We start from the raw sequence: 4,862 nt of genomic DNA on the forward strand, positions 1-4,862 counted from the left end.
GTGATTCATACATTGTTTGCATCGAAAATAGTGTATAAAGTCCTCGGGTTACTTGGAATTAACGATATATCATTATTTGTTACGAGCTATGCTAGTGTAATTGTTGCTATGATGGTTGTATATATCGTTATGTATATGATTACATCACGAACATATATTAAAATAGTTGGTGAAAAATAAAAGAACGCGCACTGAGTGATTAATCTCAGGCGCGTTTTTATGTTTAAAATTCGTCTTCTTCGTCTTCTTCTACTTCTTTAACAGTAAAGTAAAGTTGTGACGTTGCGAAGTCTTGGAACATACTTTCTTCGTTTTGGAATTTTTTAAGCACATCTTGAGTTAAGTAATTTTTAAATGTGTCTGTCTGTTTAAAGTCATGGTATGCATCGATGCTCGTAAATGTGACAAAGACTAAATAGCTATCTTGATCGAGCTTACGTGTGATGCGGTATGATTTAACACCTTTTACGTTGTCTAACTCAGATTTAAAATCACTTAAGTGTGAAATGATCGTCGATTTTCCAATACCATATGCAGGGATATGAACTGCGTATGTTGGATGATCTTCGCTTAAATCACCTTTAGAGTCTACAATTTCGTATGATTGTTCTGTTTCAAATGCAGATTTTTCTTCGTTATCTTCATAATATAATACTGCAGTGTTCGGGTTTGCTTGTAAGTGAGTGTTCGGATATTTTTCTTTTAAACTTTCTAAGTAGCTTACTGTTCCGTTTGTTTTGTGAAAATACATAATGATTACCTCTCATTCTTTCTAAGTTGTTATTCATCTTACATTATATATAGCCATAATCGAAAACTTGTTAAACATTTAGGAAATTTTTAAATATGACAATTCATTCACATTTCACGAAAACTTCATATATCATGTTACAATATTGTCGATACAAAAGTAATTAGGGGGAAAATCATTGTTTAATGATACGATTTTAAGAGCAGCTCGAGGAGAAAAAACAGATTACACACCTGTTTGGTTTATGCGTCAAGTTGGACGTTCACAACCAGAGTACAATAAGATCAAAGAACAATATGGTGGGTTAATCAAAATTACGAAGAATCCAGAGATTACAGCTTATTTAACAGCAACACCTGTTGAAAACTACAATGTAGATGCTGCGATTCTTTACAAAGATATTATTACACCACTTGCACCGATTGGTATCGATGTTGATATCGTAAAAGGTGTAGGACCTGTCATCGATAACCCGATTCGACGCATTGAAGACGTCGAAGCACTTGGTGAACTAGATCCAACAAAAGATTTAGATTACACAGTAAAAGCAATCGACATTTTAGTTAATGAAAAATTAAACGTTCCGTTAATTGGATTCTGTGGAGCGCCGTTCACTGTCGCAAGTTACATGATCGAAGGGGGCCCGACAAGAAGATACCACAAGACAAAATCGTTAATGTATAACGATGAAAAAACATGGTTTGCATTAATGGAGAAATTAACAGACATGAGTATCATTTACTTAAAAGCTCAAGTGGATGCGGGTGCTAAAATGATTCAAATCTTTGACTCATGGGCAGGTGCATTAAACAAAGAAGATTATGAGTACTATTTAGGGAACTCTATGCGTCGTTTAATTAGTGAAACGAAAAAATTAGGTGTACCAGTCACAATTTTTGGTATTGGTGCGAGCCACTTATTAAAAGAGTGGGATACGTTAGGTAGTGACGTAATTGGTCTTGACTGGAGAACATCGATTAAAGAAGCAAGAGAAATGGGCATTAATAAGTCATTACAAGGAAACTTAGACCCAGCAATTCTACTTGCAGAATGGGACGTTATTGAAAAGTATGCATCTCAAATTTTAGATCAAGGTCAAAACCAAGGTCATATTTTCAATTTAGGGCACGGGGTATTCCCTGAAGTAAATCCAGATACGTTAAAACGATTAACAGAATTCGTTCACAATTATTCGAAAGGGTTGTAATTTAACATGGCAAAAAAAGCATTACTCGTAATGGCGTACGGAACGCCGTATCAAGAATCAGATATCGAACCGTATTACACACATATTCGTCACGGACGTCCACCTTCAGAAGAAGCGTTAGAAGATTTAAAAATGCGTTATAAAGCAATCGGTGGTGTATCTCCATTAAAAGATACAACGAAACGTCAAGCGCTTGCATTAGTTGAAGAAATGAATAAGCGTAGTGATGATGAGTATGAGTTATTTATCGGATTAAAACACATCACACCGTTTATCGAAGAAGCGGTTGAAGACATTAATAAAGCGGGCATTAAAGAAATCGAAACTGTCGTACTTGCACCGCATTATTCAGCATTCTCTGTAGAAACATATAACAAACGTGCAAAAGAAGAAGCAGAAAAGTACGGTATTTCAGTAAAATCAGTCGATGATTTTTATCGTCAAGAGCCGTTCATTGATTACTGGGTAGAACAAGTCGAAGAAACGATGAAAACTATTCCAGAAGATGAGCACGATAAAACAGCAATTATTGTAAGTGCACATAGCTTACCTGAAAAAATGATCGTCGAAAATAACGATCCATATCCAAAACAATTAGAAGAGACGATGGAACTCATTCGTGAGCGTGCGAATTACGGTCATTATTTCACAGGATGGCAGTCTGAAGGAAACACACCAGATCCTTGGTTAGGGCCTGACGTTCAAGATTTAACGCAAGACTTATACGATGAACATCAATTTAAACACTTTGTTTACTTACCATTAGGTTTTGTATGTGAACATTTAGAAGTGTTATACGATAACGACTACGAATGTAAAGTAGTGACGGACCGTAACAACGCAGTGTACCACCGTCCACCAATGCCGAACACGGACCAAAGATTCATCGACGCAATGGCAAACGAAATCGAAAAGCTATAAAGAGGTGAGTCACGTGAAAAAAGTATGTATTGTCGGAGGCGGGGTTACAGGATTATCTACAGCATATTATTTATCTAAAAGAGGGATTGCTGTCGATTTATACGAAGCGAGTGAGAGACTCGGCGGTAAAATTAAAACATACCGTAAAAATGGATTTGTCATCGAGCAAGGTGCAGAATCTTATATTAGTCGTAAACCTGAACTGACAGATCTCGCAGTAGCAATCGGTATGAAAGATGACCTCGTTAGAAATTTAACGGGTCAATCATTCATTTATGCGAATGGTTCACTCAGTCCTGTCCCACAAAACACGATATTAGGTGTGCCGACGACTAAAGAAGCAATTCAAGATACAGAACTCTTATCTGTAAGAGGAAAAGCACGTGCGTTACTCGATTATCAAATTCCAGTCGTTGAAATGCATGGCGATATATCCGCTGGAGAATTCTTTAAGAAGCGTCTCGGTGAAGAAGTCGCGACAAATATGATCGAGCCACTTCTCGGCGGAGTTTATAGTACAGCTTTAGACGAGATGAGTTTAATGGCGACGTATCCATTCTTTAAAGAAGAAGAAGAACGTTACGGTAGCCTCATCAAAGGAATGTACGAACGCAAAAAGCGCAGTCAAAATACTGGAGTTAAAACACCAGTGGATAAAAAACAAGGGATGTTTTATCAATTTAAAAATGGACTAGAGTCTTTTATAGACCGTTTAAAAGAAGTTATCGAATCTCAAGGTGGTCACATTTATTTAAATACACCAGTTGAAAAAATTGAAAAACACGATGATCACTATGAAGTTACTGTTAGTAATAGTAAAAAAGAATATAGTGATGTCGTCGTTGCGACGATGCATTTTGCATATAAAGACTTAATTGACGATCCGATGTTAGAGTACTTTAACCATATGAAGGCGACGACAGTGGCCAATATCGTATTATGCTTTGACGCATCACAAGTCGATAACGCACTCGACGGTACTGGATTTGTAATTAATCGTCAAGAAGATGACATGGCGATGACTGCATGTACGTGGACAAACAAAAAGTGGGCACATTCCGCACCAGAGGGTAAAGCGTTACTTCGTGCTTATATTGGAAAGCCGAACAATGAAAAACTAAATGATCTCATTAAAAATGGTAAGGACGAAGAAATTTTAGAAGCTGTTAGACGTGACTTAGATAAGATGATGAACATTAAGGGAGAGCCCGAGTTCCATATTATTACACGTATGCCTGACGCTGCACCGAACTACTTAGTCGGTCATAAAGAAATGATCGATAAAATTCACGCGTACTTAAAGGAAAATTATAAAGGCCTTTATTTAATCGGCGCACCGCATTATGCAGTTGGATTACCGGACTGTGTAAAAACAGCAAAAGAAACTGCAAATGAGATTATCAATTAAATGTATCAATTAGACTTACTTGCTATAATGGCAGTAAGTCTTTTTTAATGGAGGAAAACAATGAAATTTATATCAAACAATAATATAGATGACCCAATGATTAACTTAGCGATGGAGGAATACGTCTTAAGAGAGATTCCAACAGATGATTCGTACTTTCTATTTTATGTAAACGGACCATCGATTATCATCGGTAAAAACCAAAATACTGTCGAAGAAATTAATGAAAAGTATACACGTGAAAACGGCATTAAAGTCGTCCGTAGAGTGAGTGGCGGTGGTGCAGTGTATCACGATAAAAACAACTTAAACTTTAGTTTTGTAACTGAAGATGATGGAAATAGTTTCCACAACTTTAAAAAGTTTACGCAACCAATTGTCGACGTATTAAATGATCTAGGTGTTCCAGCAGAACTTGTCGGTAGAAATGACATTGAAGTGAATGGTAAAAAGATTTCAGGCAATGCGATGGTGTCTATAAAAGGACGTATGTTTAGTCACGGAACGATTATGTTAGATAGCGACCTTGAAGCGGTTCAAAATTCATTAAAAGTGAATCCTAAAAAAATCGAATC

6 protein-coding genes are annotated in these 4,862 nt (G+C 36.6%); 5 read left to right on the forward strand and 1 reads right to left on the reverse strand.

What is annotated here, in order from left to right:
- A partial coding sequence (locus TJ68_RS08690; RefSeq protein ID WP_222859706.1) for a hypothetical protein occupies positions 1 to 180 on the forward strand: 180 nt, incomplete at its 5' end.
- Positions 181 to 223: 43 nt separating this feature from the next.
- Here the strand turns inward: TJ68_RS08690 and TJ68_RS04845 are convergent.
- Positions 224 to 751 carry an antibiotic biosynthesis monooxygenase gene (locus TJ68_RS04845; protein ID WP_040929046.1) on the reverse strand — a complete coding sequence of 176 codons (528 nt, stop codon included), beginning with the start codon at positions 749 to 751 and terminating at the stop codon, positions 224 to 226.
- 178 nt (positions 752 to 929) lie between these two features.
- Here TJ68_RS04845 and hemE point away from each other — a divergent pair, with 178 nt between their 5' ends.
- From hemE to TJ68_RS04865, 4 genes are all read left to right on the forward strand, one after another.
- Entirely contained in the window at positions 930 to 1,958 is a 1,029-nt protein-coding gene (hemE, locus tag TJ68_RS04850; RefSeq protein ID WP_040929047.1) for a uroporphyrinogen decarboxylase, read from the forward strand.
- A gap of 6 nt (positions 1,959 to 1,964) precedes the next feature.
- Entirely contained in the window at positions 1,965 to 2,879 is a 915-nt protein-coding gene (gene hemH, locus TJ68_RS04855; RefSeq protein ID WP_040929048.1) for a ferrochelatase, read from the forward strand.
- Between the two features lie 13 nt (positions 2,880 to 2,892).
- Positions 2,893 to 4,287, forward strand: a complete 1,395-nt coding sequence (gene hemG, locus TJ68_RS04860) for a protoporphyrinogen oxidase (RefSeq protein ID WP_040929049.1) — start codon at positions 2,893 to 2,895, stop codon at positions 4,285 to 4,287.
- Positions 4,288 to 4,347: 60 nt separating this feature from the next.
- Positions 4,348 to 4,862: lipoate--protein ligase family protein (locus TJ68_RS04865; RefSeq protein ID WP_040929050.1), on the forward strand; the 515-nt coding region annotated here is incomplete at its 3' end.

This window comes from Nosocomiicoccus massiliensis, from assembly GCF_000438455.1.
GTDB classification, from domain to species: domain Bacteria; phylum Bacillota; class Bacilli; order Staphylococcales; family Salinicoccaceae; genus Nosocomiicoccus; species Nosocomiicoccus massiliensis.